At 74.9% G+C, this 25,264-nt stretch carries 25 protein-coding genes, 1 tRNA gene and 1 other RNA gene; 12 read left to right on the top strand and 15 right to left on the bottom strand.

The annotated features are described in order from the left end of the window. The first annotated feature begins 143 nt into the window (after positions 1–143). Positions 144–1,064, top strand: coding sequence for an alpha/beta hydrolase (locus C7Y72_RS00760; RefSeq protein WP_107566717.1), 921 nt, complete (start codon positions 144–146; stop codon positions 1,062–1,064). A gap of 9 nt (positions 1,065–1,073) precedes the next feature. Further along, on the top strand, positions 1,074–1,748 hold the full coding sequence (locus C7Y72_RS00755) for a uracil-DNA glycosylase (protein ID WP_199223817.1): 675 nt from the start codon (positions 1,074–1,076) through the stop codon (positions 1,746–1,748). On the opposite strand, the gene C7Y72_RS00750 is transcribed toward C7Y72_RS00755, so the two are convergent. The 3 genes from C7Y72_RS00750 to C7Y72_RS00740 are packed head-to-tail and all read right to left on the bottom strand — an operon-like array spanning position 1,745 to position 4,485. Beyond that, on the bottom strand, positions 1,745–2,248 hold the full coding sequence (locus C7Y72_RS00750; RefSeq protein WP_107566716.1) for a CinA family protein: 504 nt from the start codon (positions 2,246–2,248) through the stop codon (positions 1,745–1,747). The two genes, C7Y72_RS00755 and C7Y72_RS00750, sit on opposite strands and share 4 nt — an antisense overlap. A 10-nt stretch (positions 2,249–2,258) precedes the next feature. Next, positions 2,259–2,618, bottom strand: a complete 360-nt coding sequence (locus tag C7Y72_RS00745) for a hypothetical protein (protein WP_107566715.1) — start codon at positions 2,616–2,618, stop codon at positions 2,259–2,261. A 34-nt stretch (positions 2,619–2,652) separates the two neighbouring features. Then, positions 2,653–4,485, bottom strand: a complete 1,833-nt coding sequence (locus tag C7Y72_RS00740; protein WP_107566714.1) for an acyl-CoA dehydrogenase — start codon at positions 4,483–4,485, stop codon at positions 2,653–2,655. 185 nt (positions 4,486–4,670) lie between these two features. Between C7Y72_RS00740 and C7Y72_RS00735 the strand changes: the two genes are divergently transcribed. After that, on the top strand, positions 4,671–5,147 hold the full coding sequence (locus tag C7Y72_RS00735; protein ID WP_107566713.1) for a MarR family winged helix-turn-helix transcriptional regulator: 477 nt from the start codon (positions 4,671–4,673) through the stop codon (positions 5,145–5,147). After that, the gene (locus C7Y72_RS00730; protein WP_107566712.1) at positions 5,144–6,610 is read left to right on the top strand and encodes an MFS transporter; all 1,467 of its coding nucleotides are present in this window, start codon (positions 5,144–5,146) and stop codon (positions 6,608–6,610) included. The genes C7Y72_RS00735 and C7Y72_RS00730 overlap by 4 nt, the downstream gene beginning before the upstream one ends. Positions 6,611–6,639: 29 nt before the next feature. On the opposite strand, the gene C7Y72_RS00725 is transcribed toward C7Y72_RS00730, so the two are convergent. Genes C7Y72_RS00725 through C7Y72_RS00715 form a run of 3 tightly spaced genes read right to left on the bottom strand, consistent with a single transcriptional unit; the run spans position 6,640 to position 8,334 of the window. Beyond that, positions 6,640–7,290, bottom strand: coding sequence for an SDR family oxidoreductase (locus tag C7Y72_RS00725; RefSeq protein WP_107566711.1), 651 nt, complete (start codon positions 7,288–7,290; stop codon positions 6,640–6,642). Positions 7,291–7,299: 9 nt separating this feature from the next. Further along, on the bottom strand, positions 7,300–7,992 hold the full coding sequence (locus tag C7Y72_RS00720) for a lysophospholipid acyltransferase family protein (protein ID WP_158276554.1): 693 nt from the start codon (positions 7,990–7,992) through the stop codon (positions 7,300–7,302). A 42-nt stretch (positions 7,993–8,034) separates the two neighbouring features. Continuing rightward, complete coding sequence (locus C7Y72_RS00715) at positions 8,035–8,334, bottom strand: hypothetical protein (RefSeq protein WP_107566709.1); 300 nt, start codon at positions 8,332–8,334, stop codon at positions 8,035–8,037. A gap of 208 nt (positions 8,335–8,542) precedes the next feature. On the opposite strand from C7Y72_RS00715, the gene C7Y72_RS00710 reads away from it, so the two are divergent. Continuing rightward, positions 8,543–8,616, top strand: a tRNA-Val gene (locus C7Y72_RS00710). Between the two features lie 110 nt (positions 8,617–8,726). Next, complete coding sequence (locus C7Y72_RS00705) at positions 8,727–9,176, top strand: hypothetical protein (protein ID WP_107566708.1); 450 nt, start codon at positions 8,727–8,729, stop codon at positions 9,174–9,176. An 84-nt stretch (positions 9,177–9,260) separates the two neighbouring features. On the opposite strand, the gene C7Y72_RS00700 is transcribed toward C7Y72_RS00705, so the two are convergent. The 5 genes from C7Y72_RS00700 to C7Y72_RS00680 are packed head-to-tail and all read right to left on the bottom strand — an operon-like array spanning position 9,261 to position 15,120. After that, positions 9,261–10,235 carry a YncE family protein gene (locus C7Y72_RS00700; RefSeq protein ID WP_107566707.1) on the bottom strand — a complete coding sequence of 325 codons (975 nt, stop codon included), beginning with the start codon at positions 10,233–10,235 and terminating at the stop codon, positions 9,261–9,263. Positions 10,236–10,293: 58 nt separating this feature from the next. Beyond that, entirely contained in the window at positions 10,294–11,382 is a 1,089-nt protein-coding gene (locus C7Y72_RS00695; protein WP_233243676.1) for an ABC transporter ATP-binding protein, read from the bottom strand. 16 nt (positions 11,383–11,398) lie between these two features. Beyond that, entirely contained in the window at positions 11,399–12,523 is a 1,125-nt protein-coding gene (locus C7Y72_RS00690) for an acyltransferase family protein (protein WP_107566705.1), read from the bottom strand. 3 nt (positions 12,524–12,526) lie between these two features. After that, complete coding sequence (locus C7Y72_RS00685) at positions 12,527–14,086, bottom strand: ABC transporter permease (protein WP_107566704.1); 1,560 nt, start codon at positions 14,084–14,086, stop codon at positions 12,527–12,529. A 23-nt stretch (positions 14,087–14,109) separates the two neighbouring features. Further along, positions 14,110–15,120: an iron ABC transporter substrate-binding protein gene (locus C7Y72_RS00680; protein WP_107566703.1), complete on the bottom strand. Its 1,011-nt coding sequence runs from the start codon at positions 15,118–15,120 to the stop codon at positions 14,110–14,112. Positions 15,121–15,261: 141 nt separating this feature from the next. Between C7Y72_RS00680 and ffs the strand changes: the two genes are divergently transcribed. Then, positions 15,262–15,532, top strand: an RNA gene (gene ffs / locus C7Y72_RS00675) — signal recognition particle sRNA large type. 76 nt (positions 15,533–15,608) lie between these two features. Here the strand turns inward: ffs and C7Y72_RS00670 are convergent. Continuing rightward, entirely contained in the window at positions 15,609–16,649 is a 1,041-nt protein-coding gene (locus C7Y72_RS00670) for a hypothetical protein (RefSeq protein ID WP_146175201.1), read from the bottom strand. A 181-nt stretch (positions 16,650–16,830) separates the two neighbouring features. Next, positions 16,831–18,270, bottom strand: a complete 1,440-nt coding sequence (locus tag C7Y72_RS00665; RefSeq protein ID WP_146175200.1) for a glycosyltransferase family 39 protein — start codon at positions 18,268–18,270, stop codon at positions 16,831–16,833. A gap of 89 nt (positions 18,271–18,359) precedes the next feature. On the opposite strand from C7Y72_RS00665, the gene dnaX reads away from it, so the two are divergent. Genes dnaX through recR form a run of 3 tightly spaced genes read left to right on the top strand, consistent with a single transcriptional unit; the run spans position 18,360 to position 21,215 of the window. Then, a complete protein-coding gene (dnaX, locus tag C7Y72_RS00660) occupies positions 18,360–20,264 on the top strand; it encodes a DNA polymerase III subunit gamma/tau (protein WP_107566700.1) in 1,905 nt (634 codons plus the stop codon). A 3-nt stretch (positions 20,265–20,267) separates the two neighbouring features. Continuing rightward, positions 20,268–20,597: a YbaB/EbfC family nucleoid-associated protein gene (locus C7Y72_RS00655; RefSeq protein WP_107566699.1), complete on the top strand. Its 330-nt coding sequence runs from the start codon at positions 20,268–20,270 to the stop codon at positions 20,595–20,597. A 3-nt stretch (positions 20,598–20,600) separates the two neighbouring features. Next, a complete protein-coding gene (gene recR / locus C7Y72_RS00650) occupies positions 20,601–21,215 on the top strand; it encodes a recombination mediator RecR (protein ID WP_107566698.1) in 615 nt (204 codons plus the stop codon). Between the two features lie 16 nt (positions 21,216–21,231). Here recR and C7Y72_RS00645 read toward each other — a convergent pair whose 3' ends face one another. Beyond that, positions 21,232–22,494 carry a glycoside hydrolase family 3 N-terminal domain-containing protein gene (locus tag C7Y72_RS00645; RefSeq protein ID WP_107566697.1) on the bottom strand — a complete coding sequence of 421 codons (1,263 nt, stop codon included), beginning with the start codon at positions 22,492–22,494 and terminating at the stop codon, positions 21,232–21,234. Positions 22,495–22,547: 53 nt separating this feature from the next. Between C7Y72_RS00645 and C7Y72_RS00640 the strand changes: the two genes are divergently transcribed. Next, positions 22,548–23,816 (top strand): aspartate kinase, encoded by a 1,269-nt coding sequence (locus C7Y72_RS00640; protein ID WP_233243674.1) that lies wholly within the window; start codon positions 22,548–22,550, stop codon positions 23,814–23,816. Beyond that, on the top strand, positions 23,813–24,895 hold the full coding sequence (locus C7Y72_RS00635; protein ID WP_107566696.1) for an aspartate-semialdehyde dehydrogenase: 1,083 nt from the start codon (positions 23,813–23,815) through the stop codon (positions 24,893–24,895). The genes C7Y72_RS00640 and C7Y72_RS00635 overlap by 4 nt, the downstream gene beginning before the upstream one ends. 76 nt (positions 24,896–24,971) lie before the next feature. On the opposite strand, the gene C7Y72_RS00630 is transcribed toward C7Y72_RS00635, so the two are convergent. Continuing rightward, positions 24,972–25,241, bottom strand: a complete 270-nt coding sequence (locus C7Y72_RS00630) for a glutathione S-transferase N-terminal domain-containing protein (RefSeq protein ID WP_107566695.1) — start codon at positions 25,239–25,241, stop codon at positions 24,972–24,974. Positions 25,242–25,264: the final 23 nt, after the last annotated feature.

The following is a 25,264-nucleotide window of genomic DNA, read 5'->3' as shown; positions in this document are numbered from 1 at the left end:
CGCGGGCGCGCGTGCGGGCGCGGCTGGCCGGGCTCTGCAGCACCGCTGGACCGTACGGCCGGTTCCGCGCGCGCGAAACCTCCCGGCGCAGGAGTGCACGAAAAGCAGGGCGAACGGGCGGACCGGGCATCATCGGCGCGGCGATGACGACGACGCTCGAGGTGCCGGAGGCGGTACGGGCCGCGCAGGAGGCGGCCAACGCGGCGCTCGCCCGGATGCCGCACCCCGATCCGCGCGAGCCGGCGGGGCTGGCGGCCCTGCGGGCCGCGCCGCCGGCGGGACCGCGGCACCCGGCGGCCCGTGACGTCGTCCGCGACGGGCTGCGGCTGCGGGTCCTGCCGCCGCCGGGCGAGGCCGCGGGGGCGCTCGTGCGCGTGCACGGCGGCGGCTTCCTGCTGGGCTCGCCCGAGCACGACGACCCGGTGAACGCCCGTCTGGCGCGGGCCTGCGCCGTGCGGGTGCTCGCCCCGGCCTACCGGCGGGCGCCCGAGGCGCCGGTGTCCGCGGCGGTCAACGACGTCGGCACGGCGCTGCGCGCCGCCGCTACGGGGGACCCGGCGCTCCCGCTCCTGGTCGCGGGCGTCTCGGCGGGCGCCCATTTGGCGCTGCGGGCGCTGCTGGCGCTGCGCGACGGCGGCGACCCGCTGCTCGCCCGGGTCGCCGGCGCGCACCTGGACTGCGGCCGCTACGACCTCCTGGGCACGCCGAGCGCGCGCCGCGCCGACGATCGCACGCTGCTGCTCACCGGGACCTGGCTGACGGCGTTCCGCGAGGTCGCGTTCCCGGGCGCGGACCGGGCGGCGCTGCGGGCGGCGTCGCCGCTGCACGCCGACCTGCGCGGTCTGCCGCCGCTGCTGCTGACGGTCGGCGATCTCGACCCGCTGCTGGACGACACGCTGCTGCTCGCCGACGCGGTGCGCGCCGCGGGCGGCGAGGCGTCGGTGCTGCGCCTGCCGCACGCCCCGCACTCCGTGCTCGGGTCGGGGACGCCGCTGGCGGACCTCGCGCTGGGACACGTGGAGCGGTGGCTGCGCGCACGGCTGCGCGCGGCGCCCCTGCGATAGTTCGCGGCGGTGAGCCGGCCGCTGCACGAGATCGTCGATCCCGGTTGGGCGCGGGCGCTCGAGCCGGTCGCGGACCGGATCGCCGCGATGGGCGACTTCCTGCGCGCGGAGATCGCCGCGGGTCGCCGGGTGCTGCCCCGCGGTGAGCACGTCCTGCGGGCCTTCGCGCGGCCGCTGGCCGACGTGCGCGTGCTCGTGGTCGGCCAGGATCCGTACCCGACCCCGGGCCACGCGGTCGGCCTGAGCTTCTCGGTCGCGCCCGACGTGCGGCCGCTGCCGCCGAGCCTGCGCAACATCTTCCGCGAGTACGAGGACGACCTCGGCCATCCGCCGCCGAGCAGCGGCGACCTGTCGGCGTGGGCGGACCGCGGGGTCCTGCTGCTGAACCGCGCGCTGACCGTCGAGGCGGGCCGCGCCAACGCCCACCAGGGCAAGGGCTGGGAGCCGGTCACCGAGCAGGCGATCCGCGCCCTGGCCGACCGGGGCGGCCCGCTCGTCGCGATCCTCTGGGGCCGCAACGCGCGCAGCCTCCGCCCGCTGCTGGGCGACGTGCCGTGCCTGGAGTCCGCGCACCCGAGCCCGCTCTCGGCGCACAACGGCTTCTTCGGCTCGCGGCCGTTCAGCCGCACGAACGCGCTGCTGCAGCAGCAGGGCGCCGCGCCGGTCGACTGGCGTCTGCCCTAGGCGTCCGGGCCGGTGAGCGCCGCGGCGAGCTCGTCCAGCGCGGCGACGGCGAACGCGACCATGTTGCGCTCGCGGTCCTCCTCGCCGGTGAGGAGGTGCCGGGTGCGCAGCGCGCCCTGTGGTCCGGCGACCGCGACCCAGGTGTGGCCGGCCGGGTCGCCGTAGGGGTTGCCCGAGGGGCCGGCGGCGCCCGCCTCCCCGACGCCCCAGTCGGCGCCGACCTTGGCGGCGGCCGAGCGCGCGTGGAACGTGGCGAGGTGCTCGCAGGCGCCGCGGCGGCCGGGGTCCATTTCGGTGGCGCCGACGAGGAACGCCTCGATGCTCGTGCGGTCGTAGACGACCGTGCCGCCGCGGTAGTAGGCGGAGGCCCCGGCGACCGACAGGAGCGCGGCGCAGATCAGGCCGCCGGAGGAGGACTCGCCGACCGCGACGGTCTGCCCTCGCGCGCGCAGCAGGTCGGCGACGCGCAGGGCGGGGGCGGTGAGATCGGCGGGGAGCATGCGCCGGACGCTATCGGCCCGTGCGGGCCGTCCGCCGGAGCTCGAGCGCGATGATGAGCCCGGAGGTCGCGGCGGCCATGAGCGGCGCGCGCCGCGGGACCGAGCGGGCGCGGTAGGCCTGCCAGAACACGACCTGGTCCATCAGCTGGACGGGCAGGAAGGCGCCGGTGGCGGACGGGTCGCCCTGGAGGGCGCGGACGGCCACCCAGACGTTGCGGACGGCGAAGAGCCGCCAGCCGAACCGCGCCGCCCCGGTCACCTCGGCGGCGTCGATGCCGAACAGGCGCAGGAAGGGGGTGGGCGCGAACGTCACGCCGGCCGCCACGGCGAGCGCGACGGCGGCGTTGATCCGGGTCTCGCGGGCGACCATGGCGGTCACCCTACGAGACCCGGGACCGGGCGGCCTAGAAGGCGGCCTCGGCGAGCTTCATGACGTCGTTGTCGACGGCCGCGATGCTCTCGCGGACGCCGGCCAGGCGCGGCAGCGCGGTGCGGGCGAAGAAGTTCGCCGTGGCGATCTTGCCCTCGTAGAACGCGACGTCGCTCTCCTTGGCGCCGTTGTCGAGCGCGTTCTGCGCGGTGATGCCGTGCGTCAGCAGCAGCCAGCCGATGAGCAGGTCGCCGACCGCCATGAGGAAGTCGACGGAGCCCAGGCCGACCTTGTAGAGCTCCTCCATGTCCTCCTGGGAGCCCATGAGGTAGCCGGTCAGCGAGCCGACCATCGCCTGCACGTCGCCGAGCGCGGTCTTGAAGCGCTCGTGCGCGCCGGCGAGCGAGGCGGGCACCTCGGCGTCGACCGTCTTCTGCATCTGCGTCATCAGGTGCGTGAGCGCCACGCCCTTGTCGCGCGCGATCTTGCGGAAGAAGAAGTCCTGCGCCTGGATCGCGGTGGTGCCCTCGTAGAGCGAGTCGATCTTCGCGTCGCGGATGTACTGCTCGATCGGGTAGTCCTGCAGGTAGCCGGAGCCGCCGTAGGTCTGCAGCGACTCGGTCAGGACCTGGTAGGCCCGCTCGGAGCCGACGCCCTTGACGATCGGCAGCAGCAGGTCGTTGACGCGGTGCGCGGTCTGCTCGTCGGCGCCCGAGACGACCTGCGCCATCGCGGCGTCCTGGTGGGCGGCGGTGTAGAGGTAGACGGCGCGCAGGCCCTCGGCGTACGCCTTCTGGTTCAGCAGCGCCCGGCGCACGTCCGGGTGGTGCATGATCGTGACGCGCGGCGCGGCCTTGTCGGTCATCTGCGTGAGGTCGGCGCCCTGGACGCGCTCCTTGGCGTACTCGAGCGCGTTGAGGTAGCCGGTCGAGAGCGTGGAGATGGCCTTGGTGCCGACCATCATCCGGGCGTGCTCGATGACCTGGAACATCTGCGCGATGCCGCCGTGCACGCCGCCGACGAGCCAGCCCTTGGCGGGGATGCCGTTGTCGCCGAACGCGACGTCGCAGGTGGCGGAGGCCTTGAGGCCCATCTTGTGCTCTAGGCCGGTGACGAAGACGCCGTTGCGCTCGCCGAGCTCGCCGGTCTCGGTGTCGAAGTGGAACTTCGGGACGAAGAACAGGCTCAGGCCCTTGGTGCCGACGCCGGCGCCCTCGGGGCGGGCGAGCACGAGGTGGAAGATGTTCTCGAACAGGTCGCCGGAGTCGCCGGAGGTGATGAAGCGCTTGACGCCCTCGATGTGCCAGGTGCCGTCGGGCTGCTCGATCGCCTTGGTGCGGCCGGCGCCGACGTCGGAGCCCGCGTCGGGCTCGGTGAGGACCATGGTGGCGCCCCAGTTGCGCTCGAACGCCCACTGGGCCCAGCGCTTCTGCTCGTCGGTGCCGAGCGTGTAGAGGATGTGGGAGAACGACGCGCCCGCGAGGTACATGAGCGCGGCGGGCTGGGCGCCGAGGATGAACTCGTTGATCGCCCAGGTGACGGCGGGCGGGGCGGCGACGCCACCGATGTCCTCGGTGATGCCGATGGCGGGCCAGCCGCCGTCGTGCCAGGCGCGGACCGCGGCCATGAAGTCGTCGGGCAGGGTGACGGTGCCCGTGGCGGGGTCGAAGGTCGGCGGCTTGCGGTCGGTCTCGTGGAACGAGGCGGCGACGGGGCCCTCGGCGAGCCGCGAGGACTCGTCGAGCATGGTGCGGACGGTGTCGGAGTCGAGGTCGGGGTAGGCGCCCTGACCGAGGACCTCGTCGACGTGGAGCGTCTCGAACAGGTTGAACTCGAGATCGCGGACGTTGCTCTTGTAATGGCTCATGGGGGATCCCGCGTGAGGAGCGGTGGCCTTTCGGAGTCGAAACTGAACGGGCGCGTTCACCGCGCGCGGCGCTTGGAATGGTGGCAGACCGCGCGCCGTTGCGCGTGGCGATTGACTCGTCAATCAACGCATGGCGCATCGCCGATGTGAAGGAGATGCATCACAGATCTATATAGTTTGCGGATGTGAGCGCGCCGACCGCCCAGCAGACCTCCGGCCGGGCCCGCGACGTCGAGCACGTCGCCGAGGGGCTCGTGCCGCGCGCGGGCCTGCTGACGCGCCTGCTGCTGCCCGAGGGCGACCGCTCGCTGACCCGCGCCGAGGCCGCCCTGCTCGCCGCCCTGGAGGCCGGGCCGCGCCGCGTCACCGAGCTCGCCGGCGTGCTCGCGTTCGCGCAGCCGACGGTCACCCAGCTCGTCGGCCGGCTCGACGGCCGCGGCCTGCTCGAGCGCGCCCGCGACCCGCAGGACGGCCGCGCGGTCCGCGTGACGCTCACCCCGGCCGGCCGGCGCGAGCTCGCCACCGTCCGCGCCTCCTACCGGGCGGTCCTGCGCGAGAAGCTCGCCGACCGCTCCGACGAGCAGGTCCGCGCGCTGGCGCAGGCGATCGACGTGCTCGACGACCTGATCGCGGCGCTGCGCGACGACCGGGGTCCCGCGTGAGCGCGGGGCGCCGCACGGCGCTGCTGCTGCCCACGCTGCTGCTCACCACGATCGTCACCGCGGTGATCTCGTCGCTCGGCGCGCCGCTGGTCCCGCTCGTCGCCGACGACCTCGGGGTGGCGCTGAGCGACGCCCAGTGGTCCCTGACCGCCGCGCTGCTGGTGGGCGCGGTCAGCGCACCCGTCCTCGGCCGCCTCGGTGACGGGCCGCACCGCCGCGAGGCGCTGGCGCGCGGCCTGGGCCTCGTCGCACTCGGCTGCGTCGTCGCCGCGGTCGCCGGGTCGCTGGGGGTGCTCGTCGCCGGCCGGGCGCTCCAGGGCCTCGGGCTCGGCCTCATCCCGCTGGCGATGGCGGTCGCCCGGCACGGTCTGCCGACCGCGCGGATCACGCCCGCGATCGCGTTGCTGTCGGTGTCCGCGGCCGCCGGGATCGGCGTCGGCTACCCGGTCAGCGGGCTGGTCGCGGAGCGGTTCGGCCTCGCGGGCGCCTACTGGTTCGGGGCGGCCTTCGCGGGCGTCGCGCTGGCGCTGGTGCTCGCGGTCGTGCCGTCCAGCCGCGGCGAGCGCGCCCCGGCGCTGGACGGCCGCGGGGCGCTCGTCCTCGCGGGCGCGCTCGTCGCGCTGCTGCTGGCGATCGGGCAGGGGGAGAGCTGGGGCTGGACGTCCGCGACGGTCCTCGCCCTCGCGGCCGCCGCGGCGCTGCTGCTGGCCCTGTGGGTGCCGCTGCAGCTGCGCACCGCGGCCCCGCTCGTGGAGCTGCGGCTGCTGCGCCACCCGGCGGTGCTGACCGCCAACGGCTGCGCGCTGGTGCTCGGTGCCGCCCTCTACATCGACCTGTCGATCGTCACCGCGTTCGTGCAGGCGCCGAGCGCGGGCGGCTACGGCTTCGACGCGACGGTCCTCGCCGCCGGGCTCTGCCTCGTCCCGTTCTCGGTCATGAGCGTCGTCGCGAGCCGCCTGCTCCCGGCCCTCGGCGCGCGGATCGGGCAGGCCGGGATCCTGCCGCTGGGGTGCCTGATCTGCGGCCTGGCCGGCGTGGTCTTCGCGCTCGGCCACAGCGCCCTGTGGGAGGTCTTCGTGCTGATGGGCATCGTCGGGATCGGCATGGGCCTGACCTTCGCCGCGATCCCGGGGATGATCGTCGCCGCGGTCCCGCAGGAGGAGACCGGCAGCGCGATGGGCTTCTACCAGGTGGTCCGCTACGTCGGCTTCTCGGTCGGCAGTGCCGCGACCGCCGCGGTCCTCGCCGCGCACACCCCGTCGGGGGCGCGCCTGCCGACCGTGACCGGGTTCGAGACCGCCGCCTGGGCGAGCGTCGCGCTGTGCGTCGCGGCGGCGCTCGCGGCGCGGGTCCTGCCCCGGCGCGCGCGCGGCGCGCGGCCGGACGGGCAGGCGGGGACGGCCGACCCGCGACGCGCGCGCCCGGAGACCGGCGCGGCCCGGCTCGTCGGCCCCCGCGGCTGACGGCCGGGCCCTCCGAGCGGTCTTCCCGCTCAGCCGTGCAGCGTTTCGAGCGCGGCGGCCACCGGCTGCTCGCCGCCGTTGAGGTACAGCACGCGCCGCCGCAGGGCGGGCGTCGCGAGCAGCGCGGCGAGCACGGTCGCCACGTCCTCGCGCGGGACCTCGCCGCGGTGCGGCTCGGCGTCGAGGCGCACAAGACCGGTGCCGTCGTCGTCGGTCAGGCGACCGGGACGCACCACCATCCAGTCGAGCTCGCTGGCCATGACCGCCGCGTCGGCCTCCGCCTTGGCACGGAGGTAGACGGCGAACACGTCGTCCCCGGACGGCGGGTCCTCGGTGCCCACCGAGCTGACGATCAGGTAGCGCCCGACCCCCGCCCGGACGGTCGCGTCGAGCAGCAGGATCGCGGCGTCGCGGTCGACCGTCCGCTTGCGCTCCGCGCCGCTGCCCGGACCGGCGCCGGCCGCGAACACGACCGCGTCGGCACCGGCGAGCGCCGTGGTCACCGCGTCGTGGTCGGCGCGCTCGAGGTCCAGCACGACGGGTACGCCGCCGTCGGCCTCGACGTCCGCCGCATGGTCGGGGTTGCGGATGATCCCGTGGACGCGGTCCCCGCGACCGGCGAGCTGACGGGTGAGGCGGCGGCCGATCTGGCCGTGTGCGCCGGCGATGACGATCTCCATGTCCGGACGCTACCCCGCACGGTGCTCCGCGACGCCCGGATCGAGCGCGGCGACCGCGGTGAGGATCCGCCGGGCGGTCTCGAGGCTCCGCTCGCGTGACGGATCGGGGTCCTCCTCGACGGTGATCGGCGGGCCGACCGTGACGGTGACGCGCGGCCAGGTCCAGGGCCGGTAGAGCCGCCGGGGCCCGTCGAGGTGGACGGGCACGACGACCGCGCCGGTGGTGTGCGCGAGGTGCCCGATGCCGGCGCGGGCGGGCTTGTACCCGCCGGGCGGGCTGACCCCGCCCTCGGGGAACATGACGAGCACGCGACCGCGGCGCAGCACGGTGGCGGCGGTCGTGAACGCGTCGGCGTCCCAGGTGCCGCGGACGACGGGAAAGGCGCCGATGCGGCTCATCACCCAGGCGGGCAGGGGCCGCCGCCACAGCTCGGCCATGCCCATGAACGAGATCCGCCGCGGCAGCACGGCGAGGGCGGCGAAGACGCCGTCGAGCACGGACGGGTGGTTCGGGGCGAGGACGAACCCGCCCGAGCCCGGCAGGTGCTCGCGCCCTCGCACGCGCACGCGCGCGAGGAGCAGGACGACCGGGAGCAGCGTCGCGACGGCGACGCCCTGCAGGTAGGGGCTGCGCCGGCGCGCCCGGGCGTGCGAGCGCGTCAGCCGCCGGGCGAGGGAGGGGGTGGGCTGCAGCCGCGCCACGCTCCGCAGCGTAGAGCGGCCGGGATGGCGACGGCGCCCGGCTCAGGAGGCGGTGCGCAGCGGGGGCGCGACCGCGGTGGCGACGTAGAGCAGGTCGCCGGCGGGGGTCGCTCCCATCACCGACACGTCGCCCGCGGCGCGGGCGAGACCGAGCAGCGCCCGGACCTCGGACTCGGGCACCTGCAGGCAGGCGGCCAGCTCGCGGCCGGTCATGCGGCGGCCGTCGCGGCCGCGCAGCGCGGCGACGACGGTGTCGACGCGGCGCCGCCGCTGGACGTGCAGATCGGCGACGCCCGGCCGCGCGAGAGCGGCGGCCGGGCGGCCGGAGGGGGAGTGCGACATGGAACCTCGTGCGTGGGATACGAGCGTCGCTGAGGGGCAGCGTCCGGTCTGGACCGCCGGAGCGCGACCCCCTCGCGCTGGACCACCCGAATGAATCACACCGCCGTCCGGTGCGCCAGCGAGCGATGGGCAGTCCTACCCATTGCCGTTCCCCGGGCAGGGCCGCGGGACGCCGCCGGGGCCCGATCCTCTACCCTGTCGGTCCGCTGGACGAGTAGCTCAGCTGGCTAGAGCGCGCGCTTCACACGCGTGAGGTCGGGGGTTCGAGTCCCTCCTCGTCCATCATCAGCCCCCGGCCCCCGTGGTTCGGGGGCTGTGTCGTTCCCGGCCCGTCGCGCGTGCCTGCTCGCCTCGGCGGGTAGGCCAGCATCGCCACCGACCCGGAGACTCCCATGCGCTCGCCCTGCGCCACCGACCTGCCCGTGGACGGGCCCGCCGACGCGGCCTTCGAGGCCGCGCTCGGCGTCGTCCAGAACACGAAGAACCTCGACCTGCTCGCCGTCCACCGCGAGGGTCGCAGGCTGATCGCCTACGAGAAGCCGAAGCTGACCAGCGCGCGGATCCACATGGTCGTCGTGCACGACGGGGAGCCGACGGTCGTCACCCACGCCGTCGGCAACGACCCGCGCACGAGCGCGGCGCTCCTGGACGGGCGGTTCAACCGCAAGGCCGCGCAGCAGTTCCTCGAGGCCGTCGTCGCGGCGCTGGACGGCAGCCGGCCGGCCCCGGTCACCCCGGTCGAGAACCACTACGTGCAGAAGGACGAGCGCGTGCCGTGGACCGATCCCGAGCAGGAGCCGGACATCGAGCTCGGGTTCTCCTGGCGCACCGCGTTCGGCTGACCCCGCGCCACGCCCCGGACGCACGACAGCCCCGCCTGCGCGGGGCCGTCGTCGTCGGGGGTGCGGGGTGGTGGTGCGGTGCGCTCAGCGGCCGCGGCGCAGGTCCAGCGCGGCGACGTCGAACGGCAGCTCCGGGGCGGTGCCGCTGTTGCGCTTGTCGAACTGGGCGTTCACGAGCAGCAGCCGGCCGCCGACGAGCGCGCCGGTGGTCGGGTACTTCAGGGCGGGGCTGGTCACGCCGCTGCCGACCGCGCCGCGGCGCAGGTCCTTCGACAGCCGCACGGGGACGACGAGCTCCTGCTGGTTGCGGACGACCAGCAGCGTGCGACCGGCGAGCACGAGGCCGTCGCCGTTGGTCAGGGCGGTGCCGCCGAGGTCGACCTGGGAGACCTCCTTCGTGCGCGTGTCGACCCGGAACACCTTGCCCGTGTTCGACTGCACGACGAGCAGGACGCGGCCGCCCTTCGCGGCGACGATGCCGTTGGCGTTGAAGCCGGTCTGGTACGCGAACGCGGTCCCGGTGAAGTCCAGGAACGGCGTGATCGACGCCGCGCGGCCGCGCGAGCCGAGGTCGACCTTCCAGAGGATCGGCCGCTGCGAGTCGGTCACGTACGCGGTGCGGCGGCCGGCGACGGCGACGTCGTTGAGGAACGCCGGGGTCTGGCCCGGCTGCGTGTCGAGCGTCGCGGTGGTCCGCCCGGTGCGCGTGTCGAGGACGAAGACCTTGCCGGTCGCGCCGCCGGCGACGACGAGCGAGCGGCCGAGGACCTTCATGCCGATCGCGGTGGTCCGGCCGTCCTGCCCGCCGGGCGAGAACGGCACGAGCGCGTCGCGGCGGGTGTCACCGCGGAAGATCGTGCCGTCGGTGGTCGAGCCGACGAAGAACGTGCGGCCGGCGGCGGCGATCCCCTCGGGGAAGACCCGGTCGCCGGGGATCGTGTAGGTCGAGGGCTTCGGGGAGCGGTCGGGGCGGCCGTCGGCCGAGGCGCCGACGGCGGTGGCCGCGAGCGCGGCGGCGAGCACCGCGAGCGCGAGCGAGAGCAGGGAGCGTGGGGACATGTCCGACGCGTTCCCGCCTGTGCGGCGGATCATGCGTCCGGGGCGTCTCCCGGCGCGCTCACGCGCGCGGGAGCACGGTGACCGGCCCGTCGACCCACGCCTTCACGCGGTCGCCCGGATGCCAGGCCGGGAAGCCGGGGCGGCGCGAGCGCAGCCGCGTGCCGCCGTCGAGCTCCAGCAGCACGAGCTGGTCGTGCCCGAAGTACTCGCGCTCGACCACGAGCGCGTCGCACGCCCCGGCCGGTGCGCCGGTGGCCTCGATCCGCACGCTCTCTGGGCGCACGAGCACGTCGACGTCGCCGTGCAGCCGGGGGGAGGCGGGGAGGACCGCGACCACGGTGGTGACGCGCCCGGCGTCGGCGACGCCGGGCAGCACGTCGACCTCCCCGAGGAACGACGCGACCCAGTGCCCGGCCGGCGCGGCGTAGACCTCCTCGGGCGTCCCGACCTGCTCGATGCGCCCGTCGCGCATGACCGCGACGCGGTCGGCGACCGACAGCGCCTCGTCCTGGTCGTGGGTGACGAGCAGCGCGCTGACCCCCGCGTCGCGCAGCAGCCGGCGGACCTCGCCGCGGACCTCGGTGCGCAGTGCCGCGTCGAGGTTGGAGAACGGCTCGTCCAGGAGCACGACGGACGGGTGGTTCGCCAGCGCGCGGGCGAGCGCGACGCGCTGCTGCTGCCCGCCGGAGAGCTCGTGCGGGCGGCGCGCACCGAGGCCGTCGAGGCCGACGAGCTCGAGCAGCTCGCGGACGCGCGCGGGGTCCGGCCGCCGACCGAGCGGGTAGCCGACGTTCGCGGCGACGTCGAGGTGCGGGAACAGCGCGTAGTCCTGGAAGACCATGCCGACCCGTCGCGCCTCGGGCGAGACGGCCTGGGTGGGTCCGGCGACGGTGCGGCCGGAGATCGCGATCGTGCCCGCGTCCGGCTGCTCGAAGCCGGCGATCATCCGCAGCATCGTCGTCTTGCCGCAGCCGCTGGGGCCGAGCAGCGCGACGATCTCCCCGCTGCCGACGTCGAGGTCGACGCCGTCGACCGCCTGGTGGGCGTCGAAGCGCTTGGTCACCCCCAGGCACGCGATGGCGTGACACGGGGGCGCGTCCAGCGGGGCGGCGTCGGAGACGGAGGGTGCGGGGCGGCGCAGGCGCACGGCACTCCTCATCGTCTCACGCGGGGAGCGCGGGAGGCTGCCGGGCTGGCGGGTCAGCCGGTCGGTCCCCGCCGGTGGCGCGGCGCTTGAGCCGGCGCCCGAGCGGCGCCTCGACGAACCGCCAGCTCGCGGCCCCGGCCAGCACGGCGAGGGCCATGGTGAGCGGCAGCCGCGCGCCGAGCGGCAGGTCCGGGGCGTGCACGAGCAGCGCCTTCTGCACGATCCAGCCCCACAGGAAGATCCCGTAGGACCAGCGGCCGAGCGCCTGCGCCGGGCGCGTGACGCACCAGCGCTGCGGGCCGCGCAGCTCGTCCCCGTGCAGCAGCAGCGCGGCGATCAGCAGCGTGGCGGCGATCGTGTCGAGCTGGTCGCGGCCCTCGACGTAGGACAGCGGCAGCAGCGCGGCGGTCGTCGTGGCGGTCAGCGCGAGCGCGATCGTCGGCCAGGGCCGACGGCCCGGGAGGTCGAGCAGCGGGCCGGCGAGCCCGCGCTGCCGGGCGGCGACGACGATCGCCAGCAGCATGCCGATCGCGAACCAGTCCGCGCGGCCGAAGACGTTGAAGACCGGCTCCTCCGTCAGCGGCCCGGTGAGCGACAGCTCGCGGACCAGCAGCGCGCCGACGATGACCCCGGCCAGCCACAGCGACTCGCGGCGCAGGGCGGCGGCGGGCGCGGGGTCGCGGTCGCGGTCGGCGCGGCGGCGCAGCCGCGACCACACGGGCAGCAGCAGGTAGAAGGCGAAGAACATCGACAGCGACCAGGTCGGCGGGATGCCCTCCCACGGCCCGTCGGGCCCGTAGGCCTGCGTGAGCGTCACGATCTGCAGCCAGTCGGTCGCGGGCTGCTCCACGTAGTGCCAGCCGACCAGCAGGGCGGCGCCGGCGAGCGCGACCCAGTAGCCGGGGTAGATCCGCGAGGCGCGGGCCCGCAGGTAGGGGCGCAGCGCCGGCTCGGGGCGCCCGTCGAGGCGCGCCCGCAGGAACGGGGCGCCGACGAGCATGCCGGTGAGGATCGCGAACAGCACCACGCCGTGGTTCTGCGTGGACCAGGGGCCGAGGCCCCAGTGGTCCTCGACGGTGTGGTCGAAGACGACGAGCAGCGCCGCGAAGCCGCGGAGGCCGTCGACGGTCCGGATGCGCACGGCTCAGCGTTCCTTGGCGGCGAGGAGGAACAGGGGCGGGGCGCTGACCGCGAGCAGCAGCAGGGCGGGAAGCGCGCCCGCCTCGAAGGCGCTGACCGTGGACTGCGACCAGATCCGCGTGGCGAGCGTCTCGTAGCCGGTCGGCGCCAGCAGGATCAGGGTCGGCAGCTCCTTCACCGTCGTGAGGAACACGAGCGCCGCCCCGGCGAGGGTGCCGCCCATCGCCAGCGGGGCGGTGATCGTCGCCCAGACGGCGAGCGGGCCGCGACCGGCGTTGCGTCCGGCCTCCTCGACGGACCGCGGGACCTGCAGCAGCGCGGTGCGCATCGACCCGAGCGCGAGCGGCAGGAAGTGCACGACGAGCGCGAAGACCACGATGCCGAGGGTCTGATACGCCCAGGGCGCGACGCGGGTGCCGACGAACACGAGCGCCAGCGCGACGACGAGGCCGGGCAGCACGTAGCCGGTCTGCGCGACGGTGTCGAGCACGCGGCTGATCCGCCCGGGGTGCCGTGCCGACAGCAGCGCGATCGGCAGCGCGACGAGCACCGCGGCCCCGGCGGCGAGCCCCGCGGTCGCCAGCGAGCGTCCGGCGGCGGCGAGCAGCCGGCCCCAGTCGGGGTCGCCGGCGAACGCGCGGCCGGACCAGACGATCAGGGTGGCGACCGGGATCACGAGCGCGACCGCGACGACGAGCCCGCAGAACAGCAGCGCCGGCACGGTCCAGCGGCCGAGCGCGACCGGGGTGGCGGCGCGCGCCACGCCGGGGGAGACGCGGGTGCGGCCCCGGTCGCCGCGGATCCGCCGCTCCGCGATGACGACAAGCACGATCACGACGACGAGCAGGGCGGCGAGCGCGGCCGCCCCGGTGCGGTCGAAGCTCGCCTTGTAGGACTGGTAGATCACGCGGGTGAAGCTGTCGAACCGCAGGATCGACACGGCGCCGAAGTCGGCGAGCGAGTAGGCGATCGCCAGCAGCGCCCCGGCGCCCAGGGCGGGGATCAGCTGCGGGACGACGACGGTCGCGAAGACCACGAACGGCCGGCGGCCCATGCCGCGCGCGGCCTCCTCGAGCGCCGGGTCCAGGCGGCGCAGCGCGGCCCGCACGGGCAGCAGCACGAGCGGGTAGGTGAAGAGCGTCAGCACGAGCCAGGCGCCCCAGAAGCCGAAGATCCACGAGGTCTGGGCGATCACGCCGCCCGGCCCGAGGGCGCTGACGAACAGGTACGCCCCGATGTAGCTCGGGATCACGAACGGGAGCACGACGAGGACCGACCACAGCCGCCGGCCGGGCAGGTCGGTGCGGACGGTCAGCCACGCGAGCGTCAGCGCGAGCACCGAGGCGCTGAGCGAGACGGCGGCGGCGAGCAGCAGCGAGCGGCCGATGAGCCGGGCGGTCCGCTCGCGCCACAGCGCCTCCCAGGCGGCGTCGGGGTGGTCGCCGATGACGATCGCCAGGTAGACGAGCGGCACGGCGACCACCGCGGCGCACGCCGCGCCCGCGAGCGTGAGCGCGGGCGGCGGGATGCGGCGGCGCAGCGGGGTGGCGAGCGCGAGGCCCACGCGTCCGGCTCCGGTCCTCGGGGCTAGAGGGCCCCGGAGGACTCGATCAGCTCGAGCGTCCCGGCGAGGTCGTCGAGGTCCGACAGGTCGATGTCGGGCTGCTCGAGGTCGGCGAGCGGCGGGACGCCCGCGGGGGCGGCGACGCCGTCGGCGACCGGGTATTCCTTGGTCTCCTCGGCGAAGAACTTCTGGGCCTCGGTGGCGAGCAGGAAGTCGACGAGCTTGGCGGCGTCGGCCTGCTTCTCGGAGCTCTTGAGCACCGCGACGCCGGCGACGTTCACGAGCGAGCCGGGGTCGCCGGCCTTCGTGAAGTGGACGTCGACGGGGTAGTCGTCGCCCTCCTGGGCCTTGGCCTCGAGCACGTAGTAGTGGTTGATCAGGCCGAGGTCGATCTCGCCGGCGGCGATCGCGTCGCGGATCGCGATGTTCGAGTCGAACGTCTTGACGCCGTTGGCGCGCATGCCCTCGAGCCAGGCCTTGGCGCGGTCCTCGCCGGCGATCTTGCGCATGGCGGTGACGAACGCCTGGAACGAGCCGTTGGTGGGCGCCCAGCCGACCTTGCCCTTCCACGCGGGCTGGGTGAGGTCGAAGACGCTCTGCGGCAGGTCGGCGTCCTGGTACTCGCGGCTGTCGTAGGCGATCACGCGGGCGCGGGCGGAGGTGCCGACCCAGGCGCCGGCCGGGGAGCGGAAGCGCTCGTCGACCTTGCCGAGCTGGCTCTGCGCCAGCGGGGCGGTGAGCTGCTCCTTGGCGAGCGCGCCGAGCGCGCCCGCGTCCTGGCCGAAGAAGACGTCGGCGGGCGAGTTGGCGCCCTCCTCGCGGATCGTGGCCGCGAGCTCGGCGGTGTCGGCGTAGCGGACCTCGAGGTCGACGCCGGACTCCTTCTCGAACCGCTCGAGCAGCGGGCCGACGAGGTCCTCGTTGCGGCCGGAGTAGACGGTGAGGGCGTTGGGGTTCCCCTCGTCGTCGCCGCAGGCGGCCACGGTGGTGGCGAGCGGGAGCACGAGGAGCAGCGGGAGGAGGTACTTGCGCATGGTCGAGCCTTCGGTCTTAGGGTGCCCTAGTTAGGGATGCCTACATCGTGGCCGGCGGGACCATAGTGGAACTCCGACGTCCGTGGTCGGGAAAGGGTGGTCGCGCGCCGTCGGGGCCCGGCCGGTAGCATCGAGGGCGGACCGTGCTAGGCGGGGAGGTAGCGGTGCCCTGTCGCTCGCAATCCGCTCTAGCGAGGCCGAATCCCCGGTTGAGGGGTGAGGTCGCGGGGTCGAGCTCGCCGAGTGCGGTGTCGATGATCCGGGTCCCGCGCGACGACGGCTCGTGAACCAGGTCAGGTCCGGAAGGAAGCAGCCTTAAGCGATCACCGGCGGGCGCAGCGGGAGTTCCTGGGTCGGAGCCGTGTCTCGACGGAAGCGCCCGTCGATCGCCACTTCGAGGTCGGGTGCACGGTCCATGACTTCGCAGGACGGACGACGCCCCCGGTCTCCCGGGGGCGTCGCCGTTGCTGCTGCGGTGTGACCGGGCGTCAGCCGCCGAAGTCGAACCGCGTCGTGGTCTGGCCGGTGAAGCCGATGTTCAGCCAGTCGACGGAGCCCTCGAAGCTGTTCCAGGGCGCGCCCGCGCTGTTCTGGCCCGCCTGCACGTAGATCCGGGTGATCTTCATGTTCGGGTTGTTGGCGAGCATCTGCTTCAGGGTCTGCTGGTAGCCGCGCGGGTTCGCGGCGTCACGGTCGTCCGCGCCGTTCATGTCGCGCGTGCTCCACCACCAGGCGTCCGCGTCGTTGAGCACGTCGCGGGTCTCGCCCGACGGCGTGACGCCGTTGGTGTAGACGGGCTCGTAGACGAGCGTGGTCGAGTTGTTCGCGAACAGCGGGCGGTCGCCGCACGGCGCGCCGCCGGTGCACGGCGTGGCGTCGATGACGTCGATCTTCAGCGGCGGGTGGGCGCTCGGCGCGCCGGCCGTCTTCGCCCACTTGTACGCGAGCGTGCTGAGCGAGGAGAGCGGCACGTTGCTGTACGTCTTGCCGGCGCCCGCGAAGCCGCCGCCGGTGGCGTTGAAGCTGAGCTTCAGCTGCCCGTCGGCGATCGTGGCGGTCCCGTTGTTCGGGGTGCCGGCGCCGGTGCCGGCGGTGCTGCCGATCGCGAAGCCGCTGTCCCCGTCGGCGCGGACCGGCGTCGTGACCGAGCCGTCGGCGTTGGTGCCCGCGGCGCCGGCCGGGCCGGTCGGGCCCTGCGCGCCGTTGGTGCCGTTCGTGCCGGCCGGGCCCTGCGCGCCCGCCGGACCCTGCGCGCCCGCCGGACCCTGGGCGCCTGCGGCGCCCTGCGCGCCGGCCGGACCCTGCGGGCCGGCGACGCCGGCGGAGACGCCCTGGACGGCGGCGCCGGCGCGGATCAGCTGCTGCAGACCGGGGGTCAGGCGGTTCGCGCTGATCGTCCCCTTCTTGATGTCGCGGTTCTGGATCGTGCCGTCCTTGATCTTCGCGCTCGTGATGAGCGACGCAGCGGTGGCCGATCCTCCGCCGACCACGAGCGCGGTCAACGCGCAGGCGGCGATGGTCTTCTTCATGGGTGAAACCTCCCTTGTGATGCGAGATCCAGCCATGCTCGGGCACCGATGACGACGTGCGCGCGGACCCTGCGGAACCTGAGGCGGGGCTGGACTCCCCCTGGACAAAACTGCGGCAGGGCGCCGCAGTTGAGGCGAGCGTAGCTGATGCGACGGTCGTCGCGCCAGTCTCGCCCGGGTCTCAGGGGCAGCGTCGCGACACCGACCACGACCCGTTGCGGGCGACGTCGTCGGCGTCCGCCGGCGGGCGCGGGATCGCCTTGCGCTCGTCGCGCGGGTCGAGGACGAAGCGCCGCGCGACGTCCGCGCTGGCGGGGACGACGTAGACGCCGCGCGGCGGCACGCCCGCGCGTTGCGTGACGACGATCCGCGACGGCGGCGCGTCGAGCCACAGCGCCAGCTGCGGCACGGCCCGCTGGTTGGGCACCGCGACACCGCACCCGCGGGTGATCGGCGCGGGGTCCGAGCCACGCGGCTCGGTGAGCGACCGCAGGTCGGCAAGGATCTGCGTCTGCGTCGTGATCGCGGCGCGCAGCCGGTCGATCCGGTCGACCTGGCCGGGGCCGAAGGCGACGAACAGCGTCGCCGTCGCGACCGCCCCGGCGTAGGCCGGTCGGCGCAGCCGGTCACCGGCGGGAAGCCGCGTGACGCCGACGAGCGCGACCGCGGCGAACAGCGCCAGCAGCACCGACGTCAGCAGCAGGTAGCGGGTGATGATCGGCAGCCCGGCGCCCGCCAGGAGGCCGAACGCGACGGCGGCGGCGAGGAGCGACGCGAGCCCGACCCGCACCGCGTGGACGGCCCGCAGGCGCAGGACCGCGAGCCCGAGACCCAGCGCGGCACCGAGCAGGACGGGCTCGCGCGCGATCTCGCCGAGGCGGCGGGGCCCGTAGAGCGGCAGGTCCGCGAAGCCGCGCCGACGCTGCAGCACCTCGGCGTTGTCCTGGGTCCCGGTCAGCGAGTAGAGCGGGTCGCCGACGAGCAGCAGGTCGTGCAGCGCCCACAGGACGGGACCGGCGGTGGCGAGCACGGCGAGGAGCGCGAGTCGCGGCGTCGCCCACCGCTGCGGCCACCAGAGGTACGCGAGGTAGCCGGCCGCGAGCAGCCACGCCTCCGGGCGGATCAGGCCGGCGAGCGCGAGCAGCACGAGGACCCCGGCGCCGTCCCGGGGCCGCCGTGTCTCGCGCAGGATCGCGGCGAGCACGAGGCAGACGAACGGGATGTCGACGTAGGCGCGCACGCCGAAGCTCAGGACCGGCTCGCGGGTGAGGACGATCGCGGCGGCGAGGATCCCGGCCGCCGGGCCCGCCCAGCGCTCGCCGAGGCGGTAGACGAGGTAGCCGAGCACGCCGAGCCACAGGAACGCGAGCGCCGTCACGATCGACTCCGCCGTCGTCCCGTAGGGCTGCGTCGCGACGCCGAGGTCCAGCGGGGCGAGCAGCGCGCCGGCGAGGTTCGCCAGCGGGTGCGGGGTGGGGGAGAGGAAGGCGCCCGTGTCGATCGGGTCGAGCCGGGCGATGTCGCGGCCCCAGAGCAGCGCGTACTCGGTGTCGTAGTTCGGGAAGCCGTCGCCGCGGAACAGCACGAGCAGCGCCGCGGCGAGCGCCGGGGGCACGAGCATGGCCGGGAGCAGGGCTTTCACACGCGCGTGCACGAGGGCCGTGACGCTACCCGTCGGCCGCGCCGGGGGTATCCCTAGACTGGCTCCTCGTGTCCGCCGGCCCCTCGCTCTACCGTCGCCACCGCCCGCGCACGTTCGCCGACGTGGTCGGTCAGGAGCACGTCGTGCGCACCCTGCGCAACGCCGTCGAGCAGGGCAAGGTCCACCACGCGTACATGTTCGTCGGGTCCCGCGGGACCGGCAAGACGTCGATGGCGAAGATCCTCGCCGCGTGCCTGAACTGCACCGGGGCGGAGTCCCGGCCGACGGTCAGCCCGTGCGGCGCGTGCCCGTCGTGCGTGGCGATCGCCGCGGCGACGTCGCTCGACGTCATCGAGATGGACGCGGCGTCCAACAACTCGGTGGACGACGTCCGCGAGCTGCGCGACAGCGTCGCCTTCGCCCCGGTCTCGGGCGGCGCGAAGGTCTACATCCTCGACGAGGCGCACATGCTGACCACGCAGGCGTGGAACGCGTTCCTCAAGACGCTCGAGGAGCCGCCGCCGAACACGATCTTCGTGCTGGCGACGACCGAGGCGGACAAGGTCCTGCCGACCGTCGCGGACCGCTGCCACCGCTTCGACTTCCAGCGGCCGACCGTCGAGCAGCTCGCCGGGGTCGTCGGCCGCGTCGCCGCGCAGGAGGGGATCACGATCCCCGCCGACGCGGTCGCCCTGCTGGCCCGCCACGCGACCGGCTCGTTCCGCGACGCGCTCGGCACGCTCGAGCAGCTCGTCACCTACTCCGGGGCGCAGATCACGCTCGACGACGTCCTCGCGGTGCTCGGCGTCGCGGCGGACGACCAGCTGTTCGGCACGCTCGACGCCGTCGCGTCGCACGACGCCGCCGGGGTGCTGCGCGCGATCGCGGCGCTCTCGGACGGTGGGCGCGACCTGCAGCACTACAGCCGCCAGCTCGAGGGCCACGTGCGCGAGGTCATGGTCGTGCAGACGCTCGGGACCGTCCCGCGCGAGATCGCGATCACCCCCGACCGTGACGCGCGCCTGCTCGACCAGGCCCAGCGGGTGACGCCGGGCGACGTCGTGCGGCTGCTGGACCTGCTGGCCACGGCGCTGCGGGCCGTCCGCGACGGTGCGGACGCGCGCACGCAGCTCGAGCTCGCGCTCGTGAAGGCCGCCACCCCGCAGGTCGACGCGACGACCCGCGCGCTGATGGCGCGGATCGAGCGGCTCGAGGCCCGCCTCGCGTCCGGCGCGCCCGCCCCGGTGCCGACGCCCGCCGCCGCCGCGGTCCCCGTACCCGCGCCGGCCGCCGCCGCGCCGCCCGCGCCCGAGCCGGCGCCCGCCGCGCCCGTCCAGTCCGCGCCCGCCGCCACGCCCGCGCCGCCCGCCGCGCCCGCCCGGCCTGCCACGCCGGTGGACAGCCCGCCTCCGGCCCCCGCAGCGCCGACGGGCGCTGCGCCGTCGCCGCCCACCGAGGCGCCCGCCGCCGCGCCGGCGCCCGTCCCGCCGGCGCCCGTCGCGTCGGCCGCTGCGCCCGCACCGGTCCCCGATCCGCCCGCTCCGCCGCCGCCCGCCCCCGAGCCGGTCGCCGCGCCCGTGGGCTCGATCGATCTCGACGGCGTCAAGGACCTGTGGCCCGCGGTGCTCGAGACGATCAGCGAGCAGAGCGGCCTGCTGGGCGCGGTCCTCGGCGGCGCGGTCCCGGTCGAGCTGCACGGCGAGGAGCTCGTCGTCGCATTCGACGAGGGCAACGCGTTCATGCGCAAGAAGGCGGAGGACAAGCCCAACCGCGACGCCCTGGTCGAGGCCATCCGCTCGATCACCGGCATGCGCGCCCGGGTGACGTTCGACCTGCGTGACCTCAGCGAGGTCGTCCCGGAGATCGGCGCCGCCGCGCAGCCGATCGGCGAGGACGAGCTGCTCGCCCGCCTGAAGTCCGCGTTCGACGCGGAAGAGGAACCCGCCCCCGACCAGACCCCCACGGAGAGCTGACCGATGCCCCAGCCGAACATGAACCAGATGCTCAAGCAGGTCCAGAAGATGCAGGCCGACATGATGGCCGCGCAGGAGAAGCTGAAGGAGCAGGAGGTCACCGCGACGGCCGGTGGCGGCATGGTGACCGTGGTCGTGACGGGCGAGCTCGTCGTGAAGTCGATCGAGATCAAGCCCGAGGCGATCGACCCCGACGACCCCGAGATGCTGTCGGATCTCGTCCTCGCCGCGGTCAACGAGGGCATCCGCTCGGCGCAGGAGCTCGCCGCCAAGGCGATGGGCGGCGTCACCGGCGGCATGGACCTCGGCGGCCTGGGGCTCCCGGGCTTCTAGCCGTTGCAGGCCCCGTCCGTCCAGCGGCTCGTCACCGAGCTCGGCCGCCTGCCCGGGATCGGGCAGCGCAGCGCGCAGCGGCTCGCGTTCCACATCCTGCGCACGGACGCCGACGTGGCGCTCGCGCTGGCGGACGCGATCCGCGAGGTGAAGGAGAAGATCGGCGTCTGCGAGATCTGCTTCAACCTCGCGGAGGGGCCGCACTGCACGATCTGCCAGGACGAGCGCCGCGACGCCGCGCTGATCTGCGTCGTCGAGGAGCCCGGGGACATCGTGCCGCTCGAGCGCACGCACGAGTACCGGGGCCGCTACCACGTGCTCGGCGGTGCGCTCAGCCCGATCGACGGGGTGGACCCGGACGACCTGCGGATCGCCGAGCTGTACGCCCGCGTCGCCACCCCGCGCCCGGGCGACCCGGACGTCCGCGAGGTCGTGCTGGCCACCAACCCGACGACCACCGGGGAGGCCACCGCGCTGCACCTCGCCGCGGGGCTGCACGAGCGCGCGCCCGAGGTCACGGTCTCGCGGCTCGCCTCCGGCCTGCCGGTCGGCTCGGACCTCGAGTACGCCGACGAGGTCACGCTCGGCAAGGCCCTCGCGGGCCGCCGCGCGGTCTAGGCCCCGTTCCCGGCCCTCAGCCGACGTCGTAGCGGCGCTTCAGCGCGGCGACCCGGCCGAGCGCCTCGCGCACCCGCGCGGCGGGCAGCGCCCCCGAGCGGATCGCGCGGACCACGGTGCGCACCGCCTGCTCCTGGTCGGTCGCGTCCCCGGGCAGCAGCAGCAGGTCGCAGCCGGCGCGCAGCGCGTCGACCGCGGCATCACCGGGCGTGGTGCCCGAGGCGAACGCGGCCGCCCCCAGGTCCGCGGACAGGACGACGCCGTCGAAGCGGGCCTCCTTGCGCAGCAGCGCGACCGCCTGCGGCAGCAGCGTCGCCGGGGTCACCCCGTCGAGCGCCGCGTAGAGCGCGCCGCTCATCTGCACGACGGCGGCGTCCGGGGCGACCTCCAGGAACGGCTGCATGTCGGCGGCGCGCAGCTCGTCGAGGCCGAGCCCGACGGTCGCGGTGGTGCGCGCCGGGTCGGCGGACGCCGCGCCCTCCCCGGGGAAGTGCCCGACGACCGCGGCGACGTTCCCGCGCCGGTAGGCGCGCACGGCGGCGACGGTCTTGGCGGTGACGTCCGGGACGTCGGCCGCGAAGCCGCGCCCGTCCCACGGCCCGCCGATCGAGCCGAGGTCCGCGTCGGGCGCGAGCGTCATCGTCACCCCGAGCGCACGCAGCTGCGCGGCCGAGCGCCGGGCCTGGTCGGCGGCGTCCTCCGGGCTCAGCTGGTCGAACTGGGCGTCGGGCGGGAGGTTGCCGAACGCGCTGTCCTCCCCGCCGGCCTGGCGGGCGACGACGAACGGCTCGTCGTGCCCGGCCGCGCGCGCGGCCGCCCCGACCCCGGCGGCGAGCGTGCGTAGCTGTCCCGGCTCGACGTAGTTCGGGCGCGTGAGCAGCACGCCGCCCCACTCGCGGACCCGCATCCGGGCGAAGAACGGCGCGTTCGGGGTTGTGCCCGGGAAGCCGACGACGAACAGCCGCGCGGCAGCCCGGTCGACCGGCACGCCGAGGTTCGAGCCCGCCGCGCCGCGCTCCGGCGCGGCGGTGGTCGTGCTGCCGGCGCCCGTCGCGGAGCCCTGCCCCGCCCGGCCGCTGCCCGCGGCCAGCAGCGGCGCGAGCGCGGAGATCAGGGACGATCCGCGCTCGCGGACCTCGGGCGCGGCACGGAACGAGGAGCCGCCCTCGGTGGTCGGCGCGGCGTCGTCGTCGGAGCCCGTGAGCAGCGGGATCGCCGCCGCCAGGGCGGCGAGGAGCACGACCAGTGCGACGGTGCGGCGACGCAGGTGCACGCCCATGGTCAGGGTCGCCCGCCCGCGAGGCGGGCACCCTCGTAGAATCGACCGTCCCCATGAGCTCCCCCCCGACCGTCGTCATGAAGTTCGGTGGCACCTCCGTCGCCGACGCGGAGCGCCTCAAGCGCGCAGCGAAGCGCATCGTCGAGAAGCGCGAGGCCGGCCACCGGGTCGTCGCCGTGCTCTCCGCCCGCGGCAAGGAGACCGACCGGCTCATCGCCGACGCCTTCGAGGTCAGCCCGTCGCCGGACCCCCGCGAGATGGACATGCTCCTCTCCACCGGCGAGCGCGTCAGCTGCGCGCTCTGCGCGATGGCGATCAACGACCTCGGGCACCGCGCGATCTCCCTGACCGGTTCACAGGCGGGCATCGTGACAGACACGTCGCACACGAAGGCGAGAATCCTCGACGTGCGCGCCGACCGCATCACGAGCGCGCTGGACGACGACAACATCGTCCTCGTCGCCGGCTTCCAGGGCGTGTCGACCGCGAAGGACGTCACGACGCTCGGCCGCGGCGGCTCGGACACGACCGCGGTCGCGCTCGCCGCCGCAGTCGGCGCGGACGTCTGCGAGATCTACACCGACGTCGCGGGCGTGTTCAGCGCCGACCCGCGCATCGTCCCCGACGCGCGCAAGCTGAACGTCGTCTCGTTCGACGAGATGCTCGAGATGTCCGCCTCCGGCGCGGGCGTCCTACAGCTGCGCAGCGTCGAGTACGCCCGCAACCACGGCGTGCGCATCCACTGCCGTTCCAGCTTCGACGACCAACCGGGCACGATCGTCGTGTCCGAGGAGGACACCGTGGAGAACCCCCTGATCACCGCCGTCACCCACTCGACCGGGGAGGCGCGCGTGACGCTGCTGGGCCTGCCCGACCATCCCGGCATCGCCGGGCGGGTGACGACGACGCTCGCCGAGGCGAACGTCAACATCGACATGATCATCCAGAACGAGCCGGTCACCGCCGACGCGAAGGCCGACATGTCGTTCACGATCCCGCGCGAGGACCTCGACACGGCCAAGGACGCGCTCGCGGCCCTGGCCGCCGAGCACGGCATCGAGATCCGCACCGACGAGTCGATGGGGAAGGTCTCGATCGTCGGCGCCGGGATGAAGTCGCACCCGGGCGTCGCCGCGAAGGTCTTCACGACGCTCGGCGAGCACGAGATCAACATCGAGATGATCTCGACCTCCCCGATCCGCATCTCCTGCGTGGTCCCGGGCGACAAGGTGCCGGACGCGGTCCGCGCCCTGCACAGCGCGTTCGAGCTCAGCGGCCCGGACACGATCAGGCCCGAGCAGCCCTTTGGGGAGTTCGCATGACCGGCGCCGGCGGAGAGGGGACCTGCCCGGTCACCGGCCAGGGCGGCGGCAGCGGCCCGATCGTCGGCATCGTCGGCGCCACCGGCGCGGTCGGCACGACGATGCTGCGGCTCCTGCGCGACCGGCGCTTCCCGGCGGCCGAGGTCGTGCCGCTCGCGAGCGCCCGCTCGGCGGGCAAGGTCCTCGACGGCGGCCTGAAGGTCGAGGAGCTCGCCGACCGCAACATCGGCGGGATCGACATCGCGATCTTCAGCGCCGGCGGCTCGATCAGCCGCGAGTGGGCGCCGAAGTTCGTCGAGAAGGGCGCGATCGTCATCGACAACTCCTCCGCGTTCCGCGCGGACCCGGAGGTCCCGCTCGTCGTCAGCGAGGTCAACGGCGACCTCGTCGCGCAGACGCCGAAGGGCATCATCGCCAACCCCAACTGCACGACGATGGCGTTCATGCCGCCGATGAAGGCGCTGCACGACGTCTACGGCCTGCGGTCCCTGGTGGCGTCCAGCTACCAGGCGGTCGGCGGCGCGGGGCAGAAGGGCATGGACGAGCTCGCCGAGCAGATCCCGACGCTGCTCGGGCAGCGCGAGAAGCTCGTCGACGCCGGCGCCGAGGCGTACGCGTCGGTGACCGCGAGCGTCCACGCGAAGCCGATCGCGTTCAACGTCGTGCCGTGGCTGGGCTCCGAGAAGGAGGGCGGCTACACCGACGAGGAGCTGAAGATGCTCAGCGAGAGCCGCAAGATCCTCGACCTGCCCGAGCTGACCGTCGCCCCGACGTGCGTGCGCGTGCCGGTCATGGTCGGCCACGCGATCGCGATCCGCGCCACGTTCGCGCGCGAGGTCGACGTCGACGAGGCCAAGGCGGCGCTCGCGGCGATGCCCGGCGTCGCGCTCGACGACGTGCCGACCCCGCTGGAGTGGGCGGGCCGCGACGAGGTCGTCGTCGGCCGCATCCGCAAGGACCTCGCCGACCCGTGCTCGCTGAACCTGTTCGTGGTCGGCGACAACCTGCTCAAGGGCGCCGCGCTCAACACGATCCAGATCGCGGAGCTGCTGGTCGAGAAGGGCCTCGTCCGGACCTGAGTCCCGGGGTGGCGCGCGACCGGCGCGCCACCGTGCTGCCCGTCGGGTCCGGTGACCGGGCCCGACGCGTGCCGCGCTAGGAGAAGAGCTCGCCGGCGCGGATGCGCTTGGCCATGTCCTTGGACTCCTCGCGGTACGCGGAGCCGTCCTCGAACTCGATGACGGGGAGCTTGCTCTGGCCGCTGAGCGCCTCGAGCGCCGGGCGGTTGCCCTTCTTCAGGCCGTTGTGCTTGACGACCTCGTACTCGATCCCCTGGTCGCGAAGCGCCTTCTCCGCGTTCCAGCAGGCGTCGAGACCGGTGTGCAGGAAGGTGAACTGGCAGCGGTGGAGCTTGACCTTGGGCATGGCGTCACCCTACCCGCTGACGA

The organism is Paraconexibacter algicola, assembly GCF_003044185.1.
Lineage (GTDB): Bacteria > Actinomycetota > Thermoleophilia > Solirubrobacterales > Solirubrobacteraceae > Paraconexibacter > Paraconexibacter algicola.
The sequence above is the reverse complement of the archived record's forward strand: the minus strand, read 5'-3'. Positions and strand labels throughout refer to the sequence as shown.